Below are 20460 nucleotides of genomic sequence, written 5' to 3' on the forward strand. Positions count from 1 at the left end.
ACGGGCGGTTAGCGGGCGGAGGGGGTGTCGGCGGGCTTGGCGGAGGCGGTGGGAGTCGAAGAGTCGGGCTTGTCTTGCTGGAGGAGCAAGATGAGGGACTGTTCGAGCTCGGCGGGCTTGAAGCCGTAGGGGCCGCGGCCGTTCTTGAAGGCGATCTTGCCGGCGCGGTCGATGAGGTAGAAGCGGCCGGGCATGCCGCTGTAGCCGGCGCCGACGCGGTCGTCGATGGTGTCGACGAGCATGGGGAAGCCGAGGTCGAGGCGCTTGCCGCAGGCCTGGGCGATTTCGACGCGCTCGTCGTAGGTCTTGGGTTGGAGGGTGACGACGCCGACGCGGTCGTTGCTCTCCATCCGCCAACCGTCGGAGGGGTGGGCTTCGCGGACGTAGACCATGACGAACGTCGCGCGGTCCTTGTAGCGAGCATGGAGCTTGTCGAAGTTGCCGGAGTGGCTGCGGAACGGGCCGCAGGTGAAGTTGCCGAAGATCAGGACGATCGGCTTGGGGCCGACGAGCTTCGACAGGGTGATCTCCTCCTTGCCGTCGTTGGTCTTGAGCGTGAAGTCGGGCGCGGTTTCATCCAGCTTCGGGCCGGGCTGGAGGGAGCCGACTTCTTGCTCGAAGAGGCCGCGGACGAGGGTCGCCTTCGAGGGCATGCCGCGGTTGGCGTCGGGCCGAGGAGCCCCGCTCGGGCGGGCCGCGGGTCGCGAGGGGGGCGTCAGCGACTCGATGAGGTCGTTCTGCGAGAGGAAGCCCTGGCCGTCGGTATCGAGGGCTTTGAAGAGGGCTTCGAACTCCTCGCGGGTGACCTTGCCGCTGCCGTCGCGGTCGGCGCGGGAGAACCAGGCGAAGCCGGGCGAGGGGGTGAGCGACGAGGGGGAGAAGTCGAAGTCGGGCGCGGTGAGGGCCGAGTCGTGGTCGCGGTCGAGGCGGGCGAATTCGGCGTCGGAGCCGGGGTACTCGCCGCGGCTGATCCGGCCGTCGCCGTCGCGGTCATAGGCCTTGCGGGTCGCGTCCCAGGTGAAGCGGGTCTGGGTGACGGCCGTGCGGAACCAGCCGAAGTTCGGCCCGATCGGGGCGCCCTGGAGGATGTCGGAGAGCATGTCCACCCACTCGGGGTGGTCGGGCCACGACTCCTGGAGCGCCTTGGCGACCTCGGGGTCGAACCCGTCGGCGAGGGCCGGGTTCGGGGACGTCGGGATCGCCGCCCCCGGGGACCCGGCTGTCCCGGGTTTCGGGTCGTCGGCGCCTACGAGCAGCCCCGCCGCGATCCCCGCGAATGCGAGCCGAGCGGCCCGTTTCCATGATTGATAAACATATGTGAACATGCTAGAAAATCTCCCGAAATACGGTGATCACCGGGCTGGTCCCGACCATGTACTTGACTTTCTTCTTGGCGTCTTTGCCGGCCTTGGTCTGGAGCTTGAGCTCGACCGGGATGCTGAGGTTGAGCGCCTCGTCCCTGCCTTCGTCGAGGACCTTGTACTCGAGGAGCTTCGCGCCCCCTTCCCAGTCGAGGTCCTGGACGACGATCTTCGGGTTCTGCTCTTTCAGCAGACCGATCGGATCGCCTTTTTTCCAGGACTCCATCGCCGTCTGCAAGGCCTGCCTGGCCCCGACAGCGTCCACGGGCTTGGCTCCTCCGCTCGAGGAGGAGCAACCCGCGAGGCATCCCAGGGTCATGATCCCGATGAGGATCAGGCGGCTTCGCCCGCTCCGCTCCGGATGCTGATGATCAATACGGGGTCGCGTCTTCATCGGAACCCTTTCGATGCGTGTTCGCTATAGTCCCTCGCGGGGCACTCCTGCCCCGCATTCTGAGGCTGAATCTCGAGGGTTGAACGTCTGTGGATCATCTGAAATAGACGGATGGCGACGTCGAGGGTCAGGGCCGACCCGGCCCTCGACCCTCGATGATTCCCGAAGTTAACTTCAATAATCGCCGATGACTTCGCCGCCCGCCTTGGTGCCGACGGCGCGCCAGGTCTGGACGTTGATCGTGTTCTTGATGAACTTGACCGAGCCGTCGCCGAGTAGCAGGTTCACACCGCCCGGGTGTCGGCTGCTCGCCGGCATGCTCGCCCGGTTGACGATGAAGAATCCGCAGGAGCGCGTGTTGGGTGGGGTGATGTGCTGGAAGACGTGCTGGCCGTTCACCCAGGGGGCGCCCATGAACACCGGGGCCTGGTTGGCGAGGTCGGTGATGTCGACGGCCTGGCACTGCTGCACGGCGTCGTCGATCGTGAGCGGCATGGTGCGGGGGAAGAAGACGTCGGCGATCGGGTCGATCACGCCATTGCTCTGGATGTCCAGGATCCGCTCGCTGAAGAAGCCCGTGTTGCTCAGGCCGTCGGTGATGTCGGCGAACGTGGTGACCTTGCCCGCGGTGAAGCAACCGTTGGGGGGCGGCAGGGCGGCGTTGGCCCCCGTCGCCGAGCCGAAGACGATCCAACTCCCCTGGTCGGCAAAGTAGTTGGTCTGGCCGCCGTTGGAGGGCGCCGTGTCGGGGAGGTCCGACGGGCACATGAAGCCCTTGATGTTCGCCATCAGGATCGTGCTATTCCCCGGGTCGGTATCCTTCAGCGAGAAATTGAGCACGTTGTACATGTTCGTCTGCTCGAGGAACGGCAGGATCTGGCTCAGGGCCGAGAAGTCGCCGATCGATCCCATCGAGGACGGCGGCAGGCACTGGCGCGACTCGTGATAGTTATGCAGGGCGAGGCCGAGCTGCTTCAGGTTATTGACGCACTGGATCCGGCGCCCGGCCTCGCGGGCCGCCTGGACCGCGGGCAGGAGCAGGCCGATCAGGACGGCGATGATTGCGATGACGACGAGCAACTCGATCAGCGTGAAGGCGCGACTTCGGCGCATTGGGAAGATCTCCCTTCCAGAGCCTGGAAAAAATGATGTCGGAATGAACGGAAGTGACTATTGTTAGGAGTCTGCATCTACCGATCGCCGAGCCAGAGGTGCAATCGCGGGCCTCGCTGGGTGGGTCGTGCCCCGATCACCACGCGCAACGAAGTTGCGCAAGGTTTCCGGAAGGCGCGACGAGACCACTCAAAATGCCGAGGCAAGCGACGGCGATGGTCGGATCAGGTCAGTGCGAGACGAGGGCGAACAGGAGGGAACGCGGCGGACGATCGAGCGCGGAGGCTCGACGGAGCGGGCGGGCCGAGGGTGATCTGCCGAGGCCTTCAAGGCACTCGGGGACGGGGACGGGGAGGAAGATCGAGGTGCAGCACCAGGAGTCGGTCCGGACCAGTGTCGGCGACACCGGGGACTCGGGTTGCACCGGTTTCTTCGAGCAGGACGGCCCCGAACACGGCAGGTCGCGCGTCGGGGTGAGCGGCAGGTGAGATTGGATCCGGTCCCACTCGGAGAGGACCTGGAGGTCCCTGAGGATCGAAGGGCTGCCGTCCTGGGAGGCCGGCTCCAGGTAATGACCACAACCCGCCTTCACTTCGGTCGTCGCGGCCAATGCGCACAGAACGATCGCCAGGATGGCTCCCGTTCGCCGCAAGGCCGATCGTCCCGAGGACGCGGGTTTCATTCGGTTTCGCGATATGGGTCGGTGGAAGAGAGACCGTAAGATTTTCAGATCTTACACGAGCATCGGGAGGGACTGCAACCATCGATCGCAAGAAGATTGGAAAGTTCTCTTCGGTTGTTTCTCATGAATCACCATGACGTCCCAATCCATCTGGAGGGGGCCTGACGCGACGAGAGAGGGGGGCGGACTCGTCCGATGGCTTACCGGCGCGGGATCGTATGGCCTGGATCTGATGCCGAGCCGCCGCGAATTGCCTGGCCGGGGTCATCGTCGCGGCCTGGGGCGAGGATCGGTTTGCCGAGGGCTTCGATTCTCGCGATTTCGACTGACTGGTTTGGCAGGGGGAACCCCACGAGACTCCGCTCCCTGACCGCCCCGAGCACCGTCACGAGCCGACGACGGATCGCCGGGATTTCGTCCCGACGGCCCGCCTCGAGTTCTGCCTGGCCAAGCCGAAGGTAGGACCAGGCGAGCTGGATCATGTCGCGCCCGGCGAGCGAATCGGCCGGCAGGGACTCATGGATCTTGATGGCCTCGCGCAGGAGTGGGACGGCGTCGGGCTTGCCTCGGGCCAACGCCACCTGACCCAGCCCTCGCGTGGCGACGGCCAGCCAGTATCGAACGTCGACCGCATTCGGGTCTTCTCGACGGAGTTGGCTGAGCCGATCGTGAGAGGCGACGAAATGCTCGTCGGCTTCAGTGAACCGGCCGAGCTCGTATTCGGCGAGTGCGAGTTGGACCAAACATTGAGCCCGGTCGAGCCTGTGCCGACGGGATGCCGGGAACCGTTGCTCGAGGGCTTCGAAGATGGCGAGGGCCCGACCGATTGCGAGGACGGGGTCGACCGGCCGACCGGCCTTGCCGGCCAGGAGGGGGAGATCCGAATAGGACATCGCGAGCCAACGTGCGGCCTCCGAGTCGTCGGGGGCGTTTCGCCGGACGCGCTCGAGCGTCGCGATGGCCTTCCCGGCATGGGTTGCCGAGGCGGAGGCGCGGCCCCCCCGGAAATCCGTCCAGGCATTCATGTGATAGCTACGGCCGAGCAGGCGGAGATATTCGAGATTCTTGGGGTCTTCGGCGACGAGCGACTCCATCAACCTCTTGCCTTCGAAGTCACGAACGGCCGTCGCGACGTGCATGTAGGCAAGGTCACTCGATCGGTTGACGTCCTCGAACCCGATATAGCTGCGGGCCAGGAGCAGGCGTATCGCGACGTCGTTCGGGTGCTCGAGGACCTGGGCTTTCAGGATATCCTTCGCCCGGAGGAAGGCGAGACAGGCCTCGCTGACGTCGCCGAGCTCGTTGGCGATGAGGCCCGAACGCATGGCCGCCTCGGCCAGCTCTTTCATCAAGGCCGGGTCGTCGCCCTGCTGGCCCCGAAACCTCTGGTAGTAATCCAGGGCCAGCGTCAGGAGCTGGCGGCGCAGGGGCTGCATCCCCGGCTGGTCGAGCAATTGCTCTTCGCTGACGAGGGTGAGGAATGTGTTCACGGTCTCTCGGGCATAGGTCGAGTTCTTCCGAGCTTTCACCGCGTTGTCGCGGGCGACGTCGCGGGCCGCGACGGCCTGCCGCCATTGCCAGGCAACCCCGACGAAACCCGAGACGAGCGAGACGGTCAGGGCCGCCATCAGGCCGGCGACGGCGGGCTTGCGCCTCGTCCACTTCCAGGCACGCTCCAGGCTGCCGACGCTCCTCGCCTGGATGGGCCGGTCGGCCAGGAATCGCTCCAGGTCGCTGGCCAACTCGCTCGCCTGCTGATAACGGTGGGCGGGGTCGTGCTCCATCGTCTTCAGCACGACCGTCTCCAGGTCGCGAGGGATTGCGGGGTTGAGCGAGCGAGGGCGTGGTGGCACCTCCGTGGTGACCTGGTGGATGAGCCGGTTGCGATCCGTCTGATCGAAGGCGGGGCGGAGGGTGAGGAGCTCGTAGAGCGTGAGACCCAGGGCGTAGAGGTCGCTCCGTGCGTCGGCTTGTCCATGGAATCGTTCGGGGGCCATGTACCGGAGGGTCCCCAGCATATCCCCCGAGTTCGTCAGGTCTTCGCCGTCGTCCGTCGACTTGGCAAGGCCGAAGTCGGTCACCCACACGGTCCCCTGCACGTCCAGGAGCAGGTTTGAAGGCTTGATGTCCCTGTGCAGCACGCCCTGGGCGTGGGCGTAGGCCAAGGCCTCGGCGACCTGCAGGCCGACCCGCGCGACGGCCTTGGCGAAGTTCGCACCCGTCCCGGAGAGGATCTCGCTCCCCGGTCGAAGATCCGAGAAGTTCGACCCGGCTGGAGCCTCGGAGGGCGGGTCGGTTTCGCCGTCGGCGGCAAACCTCGCGGTGGCGGCCGAGAAGTGGCCGGTGAGGAAGCCTCGGGTGACCTCGAGGAGGCTCTCGTCGCGCTTCACGGCGTCGTCGGCCTTGTGGCCCACTTCGTTTGCCGACTTGAGTCGTCTCAACTCCTCGACGACGTCGTGCACGCCCGAGCCTGTGATGAATTGCATCACGTAGTAGTGGAGCCCGTCGGCCACGCCCACGCCGAAGACCGGGACGATGTTGGTATGGTGCAGCCGGGCCGCGGACCGGGCCTCGCGGAGGAACCGCTGGAGATGCCGGGGGTTGAGCAGCGCGTGCGAGGGCAGGACCTTCAGCGCGACGTGACGGCCGAGCGATTCCTGCTCGGCCTCGTAGACGATCCCCATCCCGCCGCGACCGGCCTCGCGGAGGATGCGAAAGTCGCCGACCCGCTCGGGGATGTGTCTCTCGAGCTCATGCCCGCCCTCGAGGAACGACCCCGTGACGTCGCCGGTGGCCGGCTTGAGCCGTTCCATCAACATCAATGCGGGGAAGAGTTCGCGGATCTCCTCGGCACACTCCGGATGGAGGTCGGCGTACTCGGTCGGCGACGGGCGTTCGCCCCGTCGGTGGCACTCGAGGAATTCCTCGGCGAGTCGCTCGACCGGCGTGCGATCGCCGCTGGAATTGGACATGAAAGGTCCCTCGATCAGGGCGGATCCTGGGCGACTTGCGGGCACACAGACGGATCGGGAGCGCATCTCATCTCACGACCGGCGAGCACCGACGGCGCTCAATAGTCGCCGTCGTTCACGATGTCACCGCGATTGCGAGTGGAGAGGCACTGGTAGACGCCGAAATGTAGGCCGGGACTCACTGAGTAGAGTGCCGAGCTACCTCCCTGGCTCAGTCCGGGAGGGAGATTGGTGGCCGGATCGATGGGCCATGATTCGACCGAGTCCTTGATGAACCGCACGGACCCGTCGAGCATCGCGAAGTTACTGCCGCTCGGGTGCAGGCTCGACGCCGACGACGACCAGTAGAGGCTGTTGGTGAACGGCAGCGAACCGTCCTTGATCTTCTTCCTCTGGGGGTTCGGCGGGAAGAGGGTACTGAAGAGCGTGTCGCCGATGTCGCCGTCGGCCCACCAACTCCAGTTCCAGGCCGTGTCCGGGGTCAGGAGCGCATGGGCACGTTCGCCCATGGCGATCGTCTGGCTCAGGCCGTCGGTGACTTCGGCCAGGCTCACCGAGCTGGCCCCCCAGAACAGCCCGCTGTTTTGCGCGGTCCTCACCGGGTCGCGGCCGTGGTTGTACCAGGTCCCCGTGTTGCAGACGTAGCTGGTCAGGTAGATCGTATTGCCGGTCGTCTCGCTGAGGTCGGCGATGACCGGCTTGTCGACCGTCGGGTCGGACGGGCACCAAAGCGTCTTCATCGCCGTGCCGAAGATGGTGACGTTCGCATTTGAATAAATATTGCGAGAGAAGTTCGTGGCATTGTAGAGCGGCTGATTGTCGAGCTGGGGGAGCATGGCGACGAAGGGGCCGTGCGAGAAGCAGTAGGCGGCCGGGACGAACTCGCAGTACTGGTTCGCGTAGCCCATCGGGAGGACACCCCTGACGTCGATGTAGTTGTGCAGCGCGATGCCGAGTTGTCTCATGTTGTTGGCGCAATGGGCTCGATTCATCGCCTCTCGCGCCGATTGGACCGCGGGGAGGATCAGGGCGGTGAGCACGCCGATGATCGCGATGACCACGAGGAGCTCGATCAGCGTAAAGGCCCGGTGCCTTGGCTTGGCCAACGTCCTCATGGCCGACCCTCCCCGGCCTTGAACCTGGGCGAGAGGTCGTCGAGATTCGGGCGTCTTGTTGACCGTCGCGCCCTCGAGGTCGTCGCGGCCGGGCTGCCGCGCACGCGGCGGGGAGGCGCCTTGCGGTCCCCCTCGATCGTGCCGATATCGGGATCGCCGCAGCCGGCAAGGCCGAGGGCCAGGACGGCGACCCGCTTCAAGCGATCGATTTTCCCGAAGACATACATGAAAATTGTCCTGTTCTTAAGACGTTATCCCGTCGACGGCGATCCTGGCGGTGCGGGGCGACCGGACACGCCCCGGGGTTCGTCGTCGCACCTCCCGCGTTCCGTCAGAGGTCGAAGTCCTCGGGCAGGGCGACGAGGATCTCTCGTAATCGTCTCAGCGCCCTGATGTAGCGGTTGCTGGCGGCCGACTTCTGCAATCCGAGGACTTCGGCGGTCTCGGCGTTGCTGAGTTCCTCGAAGTGGCGCAGCGCCAGGACCTCACGGTCGATCGGGTCCATGCCGTTGAGGATCACCTGGAGGCGGGTTTGCAACTCGGCACGCAAGGTGGCCCGACTGGCGGAGGTCAACCGGCCGAGGAGTTGATGGGCGAGCGACGCGGAGGTGGCCTGGGGGAGTGCGCCGCGGTGCAGGGAGATTTCTCGGCCGGCGTCGCGCAACTGGGCCCCGAGGTGACGGCGATGCAGCAAGGCAAGCTTCTGAGCGGTGAGGAAACGGAGCCAGAGGAACGGGGGCATGTCGGGTTGAGCGAGGTACTCCGGGGCCCTTTGCGCGACGTCAAGGTAGGCTTCCTGGAGGACATCGGAAGGGTCCACTCGCCCAAGGAGTCGGCGATCGAGCCGGAGCCGAACCATCCGCCGGAGCCGGTCACGCTGCCGCACGAAGAGCGCGGTAAGCTGCTCGACGTTGGCCGGGGTCGCCGGCTCGACGGGGTGTTCGCGAATCTCTCGCGGCTCTTCCATCATCGGAGGTCCCATACGTACGAGACTGCGAGCGGAAGGAGACCGTCCACAGCCCGGTGTCGGATTTCTCGGTGGCCGGCGGCCGAAGGAGGTGGGCCGGGGCCGGAGACCCCGCGTCGGGCCGAGGTCCTCCTCTCGCTGGCAAACGTGCGAACCACGCCAGTCTACACGGATCGAACAAATCGGGGCCGAAGCTTTCTCATGCAAAACGAGTACTTTTCGAAAGTTTATGAAAATGAACGATATTCTTCGTCGTCGAAGAGAGCGGTTCCTCCAACGGCTTCGGGTGAACGGCCGTTCGCTTGACGGGCGGGATCGTCTTTTGCGTTGAGTTGCTCTCGGCCCGGCCACATAATCGAGGGGGGCGTCGAAGGATCCGATCGGTGATGTGTGGGTGTCCGAGGGGAAAGGGATCGTCATGACGATGGAAACGGCCCGACTCCGACTCCAACCCGCGGAGCCCGGGCACCTGCTGGCCTTGATCGAGAACTCGCATGTGTTCGAGGAGCGGAGCGGCCTGATCGCCGCCGAAGGGCTTCGCCAGTTCTTCGGGTCGGACGATGTCTCGCCCGAGTGGGTGGAACGGGTCCGTGGCTCTTCGGCGGCCGACCCGTGGACGTATGGATTTTTCGTGATCCATCGGGAGATTGGCAAGGTGATTGGGGCCGCCGGGTTCAAGGGGCCGCCGAACGAGTCGGGCATGGTCGAGATCGCGTATGGGATCGTGCCCGTCCACCAAGGGCAAGGGTATGCGACCGAAGTGGCCGAGGCGCTGCTCCGGTTCGCGTTCGGCAGCGGCCCCGTCGGGCTCGTCCGCGCGCACACGCGGCCGGAGTTCAACGCCTCCGCCAGGGTCCTCACCAAGTGCGGGTTCGAGGCCGTCGGCCAGGTCGTCGACCCGGATGACGGGCCGGTCTGGCGCTGGGAACGAGCCCGGACGTCGGCGCCGACGCTCCGCGAGGCATGACTCGCCGCGCCCCAGGCGAACGGCCGGGGCCGGCTCCATCGAGGTCGGACGACCGGGCGGGCTGTCCCCCCTCCTCTGTCGGGTCGTCATTCCCTTCGCGGAGAGACTTCCCGGGCCGCCACGCGGCCCCGGCCATCGAGGGACATGGAACCGATGAACACGCGAACGATTGTTTTGCGCTGCCTTGTCTTCGTCGCGACCTGCTCGATCGCGAGGCCGAGCTCGGCCGACGACCCGTGGTGGGACTCGGCGTTCACCCATCGCCTCCCGATCCAGGTCCGGGCTGCCGGGGTCGAGCGGAGCCGCAGGCCGGTCGAGATCGACGTCGATTTCGGTTCGCCCCCCGGCCCCGATGAGCGTTCCCTGCGACTGGTGGAGGTCGACGCGAATGGACGGATCCTCGACGACTCCGTCCCCTTCCAGTTCGAGAAGGCGACGAGTGGGGCCGAGTCGGCCTCTGGGCGGGGGACCCTGGTCCTTATCCTCACGGGGACGACACCCCCCGACGCCTCTCGGCGCTACTACGCCTACGGCCGGGCGGGCACGCCGCCCCTGACCGCGCCGGTGGTGCCGGCGGAGGTCTCGGTGACGGACGGCGTGACGTTGCACGAGACGATGGAATGCTTCAAGGTCGAGACGCGCAACGCCACGTATCTCTACGGGAAGAAAGGTGCGGGATTCGCGAGCATCCTCGACCGCGACGGCCACGACTGGATCGGCTACCGGCCGATCGGCCGGGGCGCGGGCGAGTTCCGGGGGATGCCTAAGTTTGGGCAGCCGGAGAAGCTCTTCCACTGCGGCTACGGATTCGGCCAGTATACCGGCCCGGCAGGCTTCCAGAGCCGGGTGACCCGACGGGGGCCGATCCGGATCCGGATCGAGTCCGAGACTTCGGACGGCAAGTCGTCATGCTTTTGGGATTTCTATCCAACCTACGCCACGGTCACCCTCCGCAAGATCGCGATCCCGTCGTACTGGTTCCTCTACGAAGGGGTCCCCGGCGGTTCCCTCGAGCCCGACCGCGACTTCGTCGTCCGCCCGGGAAATCGCCGGACCACGGCCGCCGAGCCCTGGTCCGACAACGTCCCCTGGGTCTACGTCGGCGCCGGCGAGGTCGACCGCGCGCTCTTCCTGGCCAACCACCAGCCGCACGACAAGGTCGACTCCTACGTCGCCTGGCCCTTCAAGCCCGAGCCCGACGGCTCGTTCCAGCAGATGACCGTCCTCGGCTTCGGCCGGAAGGGCTACAAGGAGCTCATCGAGCACATCCCGGACTTGACCGCCCTCCCCGCCCGGTTCTCGCTCGGCTTCCTGGAAGGCACCTCCTACCCGGCCGCCTCGAAGGCGATCGATTCCTCGTATAAAGACGTGAAGATTACGTCGGGCCGTGTGGAGAGTCGTTGAACGCCCCGACGACTCGGCATGCCTCGGAAGGGATCGGACGATGCCTACATCGGCCCTTCCCGGAGCCTTTGCCGACCCGCGAGAGGACTGACTATGGCCCCCCCCCGACGAGAGACGACGCACGCGATGGTCCTCATTTTCAGGATGTTGAGGCCCGGGGAGTGGGTCTGTCTTCTCCTGGCAGTCGCCCTGGGAGGCTGGGCCGCTTGGGACCAGGCGAACCGCTCGGCCGAGCCGACCCTGGTCGACGGCCTCTGGGTGCCGAGGGTTAAGTACTACAGTCGTGGTCGACTCATCGTCTTGAGTCCTCTGCGCGCGGCAGGTCTGTGGGCCACCTTGTCATGCGTTTTTTCGTGGATGATCGCCCTCGCATGGAACGCCGAGCGGAGCACGCGGGGTGCGGCGCGAGCGGCCCTGAGACTCTTGCCCGGGGGCCTGATCGGTGGGGCGGCGGTGGCAGCGATTTGGGCCGCCCAGGCAGCGGGGCTCGGCCCGGTGTTGGTGACCGCATACACGGTCTTCCTCTTCGCCCAGTTCGGGGCGATTGTCGGGTGGGTCCGCGCGGTCATGAAGGCCCCGCCCGATCCCTCCTCGGAAGTCGGTGACGTGCGTCCCTCCGGGTGATCCTCGCCGCCCCATCGCCGGGGCGACGGAAGCCTCGCTGCCTCGGATCTCGGGGACCTGCCCGTCCGGCCTCAACATCCGGCGGGATGACGCTTCGACATATTCGGGTCGGAATCCGTCGACAACCCTTGACTCCCAAGCGGATCCTCGCTACGTTTCACTTAACTTAATAAGTCAAGTCTCGGGCCCCGACGTCGAAAGGGGGTGGGATCTGTCCGACGTGGTACCGAGCCGTCGCGAGCTGGACGTGCTCAAGGTCCTGTGGGAGCTGCGCTCCGGGAGTGTCCGCGAGGTCCACGAGGCGATGTGTCCGGGGGGCGAGCTGGCCTTCAACACGGTGCAATCGCTCCTGCGGATCATGGAGGAGAAGGGTTTGGTCCGGCATCGGGCCGAGGGTCGGACGTTCGTTTATGAGCCGATCTACAGCCGGGACAGCGTGACGTCTCGGCTCCTGCACCGGTTGTTCGACGGCTCGTTGAGTCAGGTCGTCCTCAGCCTGCTCCAGGCCAAGGACGCGAGCGAAGAAGAGCTGGACGGCCTCGAGCAGCTCATCGCCGAGGCGAAGAAGCGGAAGGCGGCGAAGCCCAAAGGGCGGCGAGGGGAGGGCCATTGAGATGTCGTGGATCACTCTGCTCGGGCGATTTTGGGCGGAGGCCGCCCTGTCCGGCCTGGTTGTCCTGACGTGTGGCGGCCTTGCACTCAAGGCCTGCCGACAGCCGGTCCATCGGGCCCGGATCGTCGGCCTCACGATCCTCGGCGCCCTCCTCGCGCCGGCGGTCGGGACCCTCCCGTTCGCCCCTCGTTGGGCGAGCAACCTCTCGGCCCTGGGGGCGTCGAGGGCGTCGAGGATCACCAACGCAGCCGCGGCGTTGGAAACCATGCCGCTACCGTCGCCAACCATGCCTCGGGAGGCGATGCCGGCCGAAACGAGTCTTGCGGGGGCCGCGGATGCCGGGCCGGTCCTTGCGAAGGCCGGGCGTCTCGTGACGACGCCCCGGACGACAGTCCTGCGGCCGACAGGGGATTTGACAATCTCGGGTGCGACGCTCGGTCTTGTGGCCCTGGTCGCATCGACGGCCACGCTCGCGGGGTGGTGGCTGCTCGGCCAGGTCATGCTCCTGCGGGTCTCGGGCGCGGCCCGCCCTGCCCCGTCGTGCGTACGGGACCGGCTGCTCGCGATCAGCGGGCCGGCGGGTCGTCGGGTACGGCTCCTGGAGTCGGATCGGATCGCGTTGCCGTTCACGTATACATGGGCCAGGCCGACGATCCTTCTGCCCTCGGGCCTTTGCGGCGACGCGGTCGGTCAGGAACTGGAGTACGCCCTCGGCCACGAGTGGTCGCACGTCGAGAGGCGCGACTACCTGGCGTGGACATTGGTCACGTTGGCGGGTCTGTTCTTGTTCTACCAGCCGTTGTACTGGTGGCTCAGGCGGCAGCTCCGGCTCAGCCAGGACTACCTGGCCGACGACCGTGCCGCGTCCCTCGGGTCGCCCGAGGGCTACGCCGCCTCACTCATCCGGATGGCCCGAGGCCGAGTGGCCGGGCCTTCGCTGCCGGCGCTGGGCATCGTCGACCGGCGCTCGAACTTACATCGGAGGGTCGTCATGCTCGTCGAGGACCGCGGACCGCTGGAGAAACGCTGCCGAATGGGCTGGAGCCTGGCCGCCGCCTCGGGGGCGGCCGCCGTGATCCTCGTCGCGTCGGGCCTCCGCCTCGACGCCGCGCCGCCGACTGACACGTCCGGGACGCCAGCCCCGAAGGCCGCCCGGACACCCGAAGCGGCGAAGCCCGAGGGGGAGACGTTGCAATACACCGGGACCGTCAAGAGCAAGGACACCGGCAAGCCCATCGCCGGGGCCACGGTCGTCGTCCGACGTTCGTATCTCAGGGCGGCCGAGAACCGCCTCCTCCAGGAGACCCGGCACACGACCGCCGCGGACGGGACCTATTCCTTCACGATCCCGCCGGAGCAGGCGTCCGAACGGTTCCTCTACATCGAGCTCGACGTCGAGCACCCCGACTTTGCCACGAGGGCTGGCTTCGGCTACAGCTTCTCCATGATCCGGAAGAACCTGGGGCTCGGCGAACGGCCCTTCTTCGAGACCGTCGAGCTCCGCCCGGCCAGCCCGGTCACGGGACGGATCCTGACGCCCGAGGGGGCTCCGGCGGCGGGGGTGAAGCTCCTGTCGTACTCTCGCACGGACAAGCTGACCCAGGGGCACTTCGAGTACGGCTCGTTCGTCAGGGCCAAGACGGCCGACGACGGGACGTTCCGCCTGCCGATCACCACGCCCGGCCTGGGCGTCTTCTGGATCCTACCCGACCGCTACGCGCCCGAGATGCACGCGCTCGCCGACGGCAAACGCGGGGACCTCGGGACGTTCACGCTGACGAAGGGCGAGGTGCTGAGCGGGGTCGCCCTCGACGTCGACGGCAAGCCCATGGCGGGCCTCCTGGTCGAGGCCGAACGCGAGCGAGGGAGCGTGCCCGACTTCGAGGTCCTCAACCAACTCATCGTCTCCGACGCGATCGAACGCACGACGGAGACCGACGCCGAAGGTCGATTCACGTTCGACCCCCTGCCTCCGGCGAAGTATACGGTCGCGCCCACCGAATTCGACCCCCGCGTCGAACGGGGCTCCGGCCGGTCTCGGCGCGTGCTTCCAGGGGTGTTCACCGCGTTGAAGGTGACGCTCAAGGACGGCGAGCCCCCCGCACCGCTGGAGATCCATGCGCTGCCCCACGTGGTCATCGAGGGCCGTTGGATGGACAGCAAGGGATTGCCCAAGTCGGGCTGGCAGAGCTCGATTTTCGGGCAACTCGACGGTCAATCTTGGCTTGGCATGGCGCATCCCGACCCCGAGGGGCGGTTCGTCGTGAAGGTCCCGCACGGGCTCGAGAAGGTCCAGCTCGACGTCATGACGAATGAGCACTCGTCGGCCGTTCATCGGTTCGGCAAGAAGGGGGCATTGACCGCGGGGCGGGAGATCAAACTCGGGACACTTGATCATGACGTCAAGGATATCGAGATTGTTCGCTACAGCGCGCCGATCGTCGTCATCAACGCCACGACCCGAGATGGGGCGCAGATCCAAGGCTTCAAGGCGTCCGCCGAGTACACGGCGGCCGACCTGAAGTCCGTGGCGCAGATCTATCTCAGCGGGGGTAAGAAGGCGACCGAGGCGATCGTCGACGAGCAGAACGACGGGCGATATCGCACGTCCCAGCTCCTGCCCGACCGCGAGGTCGCCGTGACCGTGACGGCCGACGGCTTCGCGCAAGGCGTCCGGAAGCTGACGCTCCCCGAAGGTAAGATCGAGGAGGTGACGTTCGTGCTGGAGCCGAAGGCACCTGATGCCAAGGAGCCGAAGGCCTCGGACGCCAAGGAGTCGGGCCGATGAGGACGGCCGTCGCCGTGACCGTGGTCGGGCTCGCCGCCCTGCTCGGCGAGGCCCGGTCGTTGATGGCGGCCGGAGCCGAGCCGGTCCGGCTGCCGGGCGGGGGCGAACTCGCCGCGGTGGACTTCGACCGCCACGTCGCCCCCCTCCTCGGCCGGCTCGGTTGCAACACGGGGGCCTGCCACGGCTCGTTCCAGGGCCGAGGGGGCCTGACCCTCAGCCTCTTCGGCCACGACTCGGCCCGGGACTACTCCGCCTTGACCCGAGACGCCAAGGGCCGGCGGGTCGACCCGCTCGAGCCGGATCGGAGCCTCGTGCTTCTGAAGGCCACCGCCCGCGTCCCCCACGAGGGGGGGCGGCGGCTCTCGGCCGATTCCTGGGAGTACCGCGTCCTCCTCGCCTGGATCGCCGAAGGGGCCAGGAGAGACGAGGCGGCCCCCGCCGCCGAGTCGATCGAGGTCCGACCCGGCGTCGTTGCTTTCACAAAGGCCGGCGAGTCGGCCTCGCTCGCGGTCGTCGCCCGGTTCGCCGACGGCTCCGAAGCCGACGTCACCCCGTTCTGCGACCTCCGCGTCAAGGACGAGGCCGTGGCCGCAGCCGCCGGTGGCCGGGTCCGAGGCCTCCGGCCCGGCGAGACGTCCCTGGTCGCGTCGTACCGGGGGATCCTCGCGTCGGCACGCGTCTCCGTCCCGACGGGACGTTCCGTCGACCTCCCCGAACTACCCGGCTCGGGCCTGGTCGACCGCGAGGTCGACGCCAGGCTCCGGGGCCTCGGCATTGTCCCTTCGAAACCCTCGGCCGACGCCGAGTTCCTCCGTCGCGTTACGCTCCACACCATCGGTTCTCTCCCCTCGCCCGAGCAGGTCCGAGACTTCCTCGACGACCCCTCGCCCTACAAACGCTCGAAGACCATCGACGCCCTGCTCACCCATCCCTGGCACGCCGCGCTCTGGGCGACCCGCTACCTCGAAATCACCGGTTGCAACGTCGATGCGATGGAGTCGCCAGAAGATCTCCGTCCCCGACGTGCGGCGATGTGGCACGCCTGGTTCCGCAAGCGGTTCGCCGAGAACATGCCCTACGACCAGATCGCCCGAGGCGTGCTCTGCGCGACCAGCCGCGACGCGAAGGACGTCCAGGCCTGGCTGCGCGACGAGGCTGGGCGCTTGCAGGCCGCCGGTACGGGCGGGGCGACCGACTACGCCACCAAGCCGGGCCTCGACCTTTTCTGGCGGCGATTCACCAACAACGAGTATTTCCCGATCGAGGAGATGGCCGAACGAACGGCCGTCGCCCTGATGGGCGTCCGCCTCGAATGCGCCCAGTGCCACAAGCATCCGTTCGACCGCTGGACGCAGGCCGATTATCGTTCGTATGCGAATGTCTTCGCGATGGTCCGCTTCGGCCATTCCCCCGCGGGCCTGGCCGCGACCGCCCGCCTGCTCGACGAGCGGAGGAAGTCCGACCCCTCCGGCGCCCTCCCGGCGATCCCTCGGCTGCAAGAGGTCTACGTCGGCCCCCTCCCGACGCGCCGGCTCGCCGACCCGACGACCAGGGGGGCCCTCCCGCCGAAGGCCCCAGGCGGCCCGGCCTTCGCCGAAACCGGCGACCCCCGCGAGGCCCTCTTCTCCTGGCTGACGCGCCCCGACAACCCCTATTTCGCCCCGAGCTTCGTCAACCGTGTCTGGGCGGCCTACTTCGGGGCCGGGCTCGTCGACCCCGTCGACGGGTTCTCGGTCGCCAACCCGCCGACGAACGCCCGGCTCCTCGACGCCCTCTCGGCCGACTTCGTCGCGAGCGGCTTCGACATCCGCCGACTCGAGCGACAGATCCTCAATTCGAGGGCCTACCAGCGCTCCTCGGAGCCGTCCGGGGACGGCGCCGAGGCCCTCGGGAGATTCGCGAGCGCCTCGCCCCGATTGCTGTCCGCCGAGGTGTTGCTCGACGTCCTCAACGACGCGTTGGGCGTCTCCGGAGACTTCGGCCCCGACGCACCTCCGGGGTCGCGGGCCATCGAAGTGGCCTCGAACAAGGTCGCCTCGGAGGAACTCGCACGCGCCTTCCGGATCCTCGGCCGCCCGCGCAGGGCGTCGATCTGCGACTGCGAACGGTCGAGGCCTTCGGACGTCCCGCGCACCCTCTTCCTGATGACCGACGAGGCCCTGCTCGAGAAAATCCGGAAAGGTCGGACTCGGTCGATCCTCGCCTCGGATCATTGCGATGCGGAGGCCGTCGAGGAGCTCTTCCTCGCCACGCTGTCGCGTCTCCCCGGCCCGGACGAGCTCGACGCGGGCCTCGAACGTCTTCGAGGGGGGCCGGACCGGGCCGCGGCCCTGGTCGATCTCCTCTGGGCGCTCATCAATACACGCGAGTTTGTCTTGAATCATTGACCGTGCCCGGCACGAAGAAGGATGGAGGGTTCCGGCCATGCCTCGAATGCGGACCGATGGCGAGGGCCTCGCTCGTCGCGATTTCCTCCGGGTCGGCGCCTCGGCCCTCTTCGGGCTGAGCCTCCCCGGCGCCTTGCGGGCGGAGGCCCTCGGCGGCTCCTACACCCCGGCCGGCAAGAAGGCCGCGACCGGGGTGATCCAGATCTGGCTCTCCGGCGGCCCCGCGACGATCGACATGTGGGACCCCAAGCCCGACGCCCCCGAGGCGATCCGCGGCGACTTCCGGGCGATCGCCACGTCCGTCCCCTGCGTCTCGATCGCGGAGCCGATGCCGAGCTTGGCGAAGGTCATGGACCGTTGCGCCCTGGTGCGGTCGCTCGGCCACACGATCTCCGCGCACGGGCCGGGGACGACGTACATGGCCACGGGCAACCGGCCGGGCCCGGCGTTCGAATACCCGGCGCTCGGCTCGCTCGCCGCGAGGGTCCTGCCACCGGGTCATGGGGTGCCCCCCTACGTGACCTTCGCCTCGCTCCGAGAGGGCGTCTCTGACGTGGGCCCGGGCTACGCGGGCCCCGCGTTCGGCCCGTTCGAGGTCGAGGGCGACCCCGCCCGAGGGACCCTCCAGGCCCGGGGCATTGCACTCCCCCAGGGCTTCTCACTCCACGACCTCGAAGGACGCGAACGGATCCTCTCCCGCTTCGACAAAGGGTTGCGGGCCCTCGACGCGACCGACGCGATGAAGGGCCTCGACGGCTTTCACCGCCAGGCCCTGGAGATCCTCCGATCCGACCGCGTCCGGACCGCCCTCGACCTTTCGCGAGAATCCGACGCGACCCGCGACGAGTACGGCCGGACCCCGATCGGCCAGGGGGCCCTGGCGGCCCGCCGGTTGATCGAAGCGGGGACCCGCTTCGTCACCCTCGGCATGGGAGGCTGGGACACTCACTCCGACAACTTCGCCACCCTCCGTGGCCGTCTCCTCCCTCCCCTCGACAAGGCCCTCTCGGCCCTGATCGTCGACCTGGACGCCCGAGGCCTCCTCGACGAGACGATCGTCCTCTGCGCGGGCGAGTTCGGCCGCACCCCTCGCGTCAACTCGAACGCGGGTCGAGACCACTGGTCGCGCTCGATGACCGCGTTCCTCGCCGGCGGCGGCATCCGCGGCGGCTCCGTCCTCGGCGCGACCGATGCTCGGGGCACCGCCCCCACGCTCGACCCCTGCTCTCCCGACGACCTCGCCGCCACCCTCTTCCACCAGCTCGGCTTCGGCCCCGGGCACGAAGTCTCATCCGCCAGCGGCCGCCCGATCCCGATTTTCCGCGAAGGGCGAGTGCTCAACTCCCTGATCGCATGAGAGGCGAGGGTCAAGGAGTCTCCTCGATGCTCTGGATGGCCCTCGTGGCGACATCCTTGACCCACGCGTTGCCGTGGTCTTTGAGGTGACGAAGGCTCGAGAGGGCGGGCTTGGCCTTCGGACCGAATCGAGACAACGACTCGATCGCGGCGCCCAGGGTAGGATCCGCCTCGGACTGGAGGATCTGTGTCAGGGCCGCAACGGCCTCCTCGGCCCAGGCCGTCTCGGGCGCGAGGCTTCCGAGGGCCTCCACCGCCGCGTTCTTGCGATCGTAAAATCGTCGAGGAGGGGCCTCCTTGATGAGCGTGATGAGAGCCGGGATGGCCGGCTCGGCGGCCTCACCGAATTCGCGGAGGGCCGAGATCGCCGAGGCTTGTCGGGTGAGTGGACCTGTCCGCAAGACCTCCGTCAAGGCCGCGATGACCTCCGGCGCCTTGGCCGTCTCGGGGGCGATTTTCCCCAATGCCAACGCCGCGGCGAGAGCGGGGTCGCCGCTCCTGTATGAGCCCCGAAAGCGGATTCCAGCCAGGTCGGGCGACTCTTTCACGATCCGAAGCAATTCCGGAATGGCCGACCGGGAGTCGGTCTGCATCGTCGCCAGGATGGCTGCGGCCAAGCATTGGATCTCCAGGTTCTTGCTCGCCAGGCACCCTCGCAAATAGGGGACGACAGCCCCCGTGATCGCCGGTGGCTTGAATGCCTGGTCGATCGCGAAATAGCACTGCGATCGGACCGAGTCCTCAGGGTCATGCTCGACGAGTTGAAACAACAGGGGGAGCCAGGGATCCAGCCCTGCACTGCAGAAGAGCAGGCCGTTGATGGCCGCCGTACGGTTTTGGGCCGACTCATCCTTCAAGCCCTTGGCAAGCGCCTGGGGAGGAGCGATCCTGACTCCAGGGCCCTCGGGGCCCGGTCTCATGGACTCGATTGCGGCGAGGCGGACCTTGGCGTCGCCATCGACGATCATCTCGGCCAGCGCGTCCTTCACGGTCTGCCGGGTCATGGGAGCCGTATCGACGGACGTGAGCAGGGGCGAATCGAGACGACCCAGGCACGTCACCGCCTCGGCCCGGACGCTGGCCTCCGGATCCTTCAACGTTTCGATCAGGGCCTTCAATGCGGCACGGATGCCCTTGTTGCCGGATTGTGCTTTCAGCAGATGAGGGCCGATCCGGCCCAACGATCGGGCCGCCGCGACCCGCTCCGCCGTATCGTGGCTCTTCAGGTGTCGGGCCAGGGCCAGGGCGGTGGCCTGCCCGGCCTCCTTGCCGGTGGATGTCGACATCTCACTGGCGTCGATCGCCCCCAGGGTTTGCACCGCCGCGATCCGGACGACCTGTTCCGGGTCGCCGAGCGCCCCGATGACGGGAGGGACGGAGACCGAGATGTCTCCGTGACGAACACGAGCGAGCTCCTGGATCGCGGCCACGCGTTCATCAGGCGTCTTGGACTGGATCGAACCGAGGATCCGCTTCTGGTCCAGTCGGGCCTCGACGCTCGCCAAGTCGTAGTTCTCCGAGCCGTACCGCCAGGCCCAGAGGATCGCCGCGCAGCAGGCGACCATGACGATCATCGTCCGCACCCCCGACCGGTGTCGACGGACGGGCTTCGGCTCCTCGGCCCGGGGACTCGACGTTTCATCAGGGTCGGAACTCATGGCCTGCTCCCGTTTTCGAGGCTCGAAGCCACGCACGCACGGAGGATCCCGCGGGTCCG

The 20460-nt window shown here is 67.4% G+C and carries 16 protein-coding genes; 7 read left to right on the forward strand and 9 right to left on the reverse strand.

Annotated features, from left to right (window positions below):
- Positions 1-8 precede the first annotated feature (8 nt).
- From ACYOEI_RS33775 to ACYOEI_RS33810, 8 genes are all read right to left on the reverse strand, one after another.
- Positions 9-1325: a deiodinase family protein gene (locus ACYOEI_RS33775; RefSeq protein ID WP_462854504.1), complete on the reverse strand. Its 1317-nt coding sequence runs from the start codon at positions 1323-1325 to the stop codon at positions 9-11.
- Between the two features lies 1 nt (position 1326).
- Complete coding sequence (locus tag ACYOEI_RS33780; RefSeq protein ID WP_462854506.1) at positions 1327-1755, reverse strand: hypothetical protein; 429 nt, start codon at positions 1753-1755, stop codon at positions 1327-1329.
- A gap of 174 nt (positions 1756-1929) precedes the next feature.
- Positions 1930-2868, reverse strand: coding sequence for a DUF1559 family PulG-like putative transporter (locus tag ACYOEI_RS33785; protein WP_462854508.1), 939 nt, complete (start codon positions 2866-2868; stop codon positions 1930-1932).
- A 229-nt stretch (positions 2869-3097) separates the two neighbouring features.
- Positions 3098-3550, reverse strand: coding sequence for a hypothetical protein (locus ACYOEI_RS33790; RefSeq protein ID WP_462854510.1), 453 nt, complete (start codon positions 3548-3550; stop codon positions 3098-3100).
- 200 nt (positions 3551-3750) lie between these two features.
- The gene (locus ACYOEI_RS33795) at positions 3751-6522 is read right to left on the reverse strand and encodes a protein kinase domain-containing protein (protein WP_462854512.1); all 2772 of its coding nucleotides are present in this window, start codon (positions 6520-6522) and stop codon (positions 3751-3753) included.
- Between the two features lie 98 nt (positions 6523-6620).
- Positions 6621-7637 (reverse strand): DUF1559 family PulG-like putative transporter, encoded by a 1017-nt coding sequence (locus ACYOEI_RS33800; RefSeq protein WP_462854514.1) that lies wholly within the window; start codon positions 7635-7637, stop codon positions 6621-6623.
- On the reverse strand, positions 7634-7864 hold the full coding sequence (locus tag ACYOEI_RS33805) for a hypothetical protein (RefSeq protein ID WP_462854516.1): 231 nt from the start codon (positions 7862-7864) through the stop codon (positions 7634-7636). The genes ACYOEI_RS33800 and ACYOEI_RS33805 overlap by 4 nt, the downstream gene beginning before the upstream one ends.
- 104 nt (positions 7865-7968) lie before the next feature.
- Entirely contained in the window at positions 7969-8607 is a 639-nt protein-coding gene (locus tag ACYOEI_RS33810) for a sigma-70 family RNA polymerase sigma factor (RefSeq protein ID WP_462854518.1), read from the reverse strand.
- Positions 8608-9022: 415 nt separating this feature from the next.
- Between ACYOEI_RS33810 and ACYOEI_RS33815 the strand changes: the two genes are divergently transcribed.
- The 7 genes from ACYOEI_RS33815 to ACYOEI_RS33845 all read left to right on the forward strand — a co-directional run bounded on the left by ACYOEI_RS33815 (position 9023) and on the right by ACYOEI_RS33845 (position 18744).
- Positions 9023-9571: a GNAT family N-acetyltransferase gene (locus tag ACYOEI_RS33815; RefSeq protein ID WP_462854520.1), complete on the forward strand. Its 549-nt coding sequence runs from the start codon at positions 9023-9025 to the stop codon at positions 9569-9571.
- Between the two features lie 153 nt (positions 9572-9724).
- Entirely contained in the window at positions 9725-10975 is a 1251-nt protein-coding gene (locus ACYOEI_RS33820; RefSeq protein WP_462854522.1) for a hypothetical protein, read from the forward strand.
- 126 nt (positions 10976-11101) lie between these two features.
- Positions 11102-11599 (forward strand): hypothetical protein, encoded by a 498-nt coding sequence (locus ACYOEI_RS33825; protein WP_462854525.1) that lies wholly within the window; start codon positions 11102-11104, stop codon positions 11597-11599.
- A 220-nt stretch (positions 11600-11819) separates the two neighbouring features.
- Complete coding sequence (locus ACYOEI_RS33830; protein WP_462854526.1) at positions 11820-12212, forward strand: BlaI/MecI/CopY family transcriptional regulator; 393 nt, start codon at positions 11820-11822, stop codon at positions 12210-12212.
- 1 nt (position 12213) lies between these two features.
- On the forward strand, positions 12214-15000 hold the full coding sequence (locus tag ACYOEI_RS33835; protein WP_462854529.1) for a M56 family metallopeptidase: 2787 nt from the start codon (positions 12214-12216) through the stop codon (positions 14998-15000).
- Complete coding sequence (locus tag ACYOEI_RS33840; protein ID WP_462854532.1) at positions 14997-17387, forward strand: DUF1549 and DUF1553 domain-containing protein; 2391 nt, start codon at positions 14997-14999, stop codon at positions 17385-17387. The genes ACYOEI_RS33835 and ACYOEI_RS33840 overlap by 4 nt, the downstream gene beginning before the upstream one ends.
- Positions 17388-17424: 37 nt before the next feature.
- Positions 17425-18744, forward strand: coding sequence for a DUF1501 domain-containing protein (locus tag ACYOEI_RS33845; RefSeq protein WP_462854533.1), 1320 nt, complete (start codon positions 17425-17427; stop codon positions 18742-18744).
- Positions 18745-18754: 10 nt separating this feature from the next.
- Here ACYOEI_RS33845 and ACYOEI_RS33850 read toward each other — a convergent pair whose 3' ends face one another.
- Entirely contained in the window at positions 18755-20401 is a 1647-nt protein-coding gene (locus ACYOEI_RS33850) for a HEAT repeat domain-containing protein (protein ID WP_462854534.1), read from the reverse strand.
- Between the last annotated feature and the right edge of the window lie 59 nt (positions 20402-20460).

This window comes from Singulisphaera rosea (assembly GCF_054877945.1).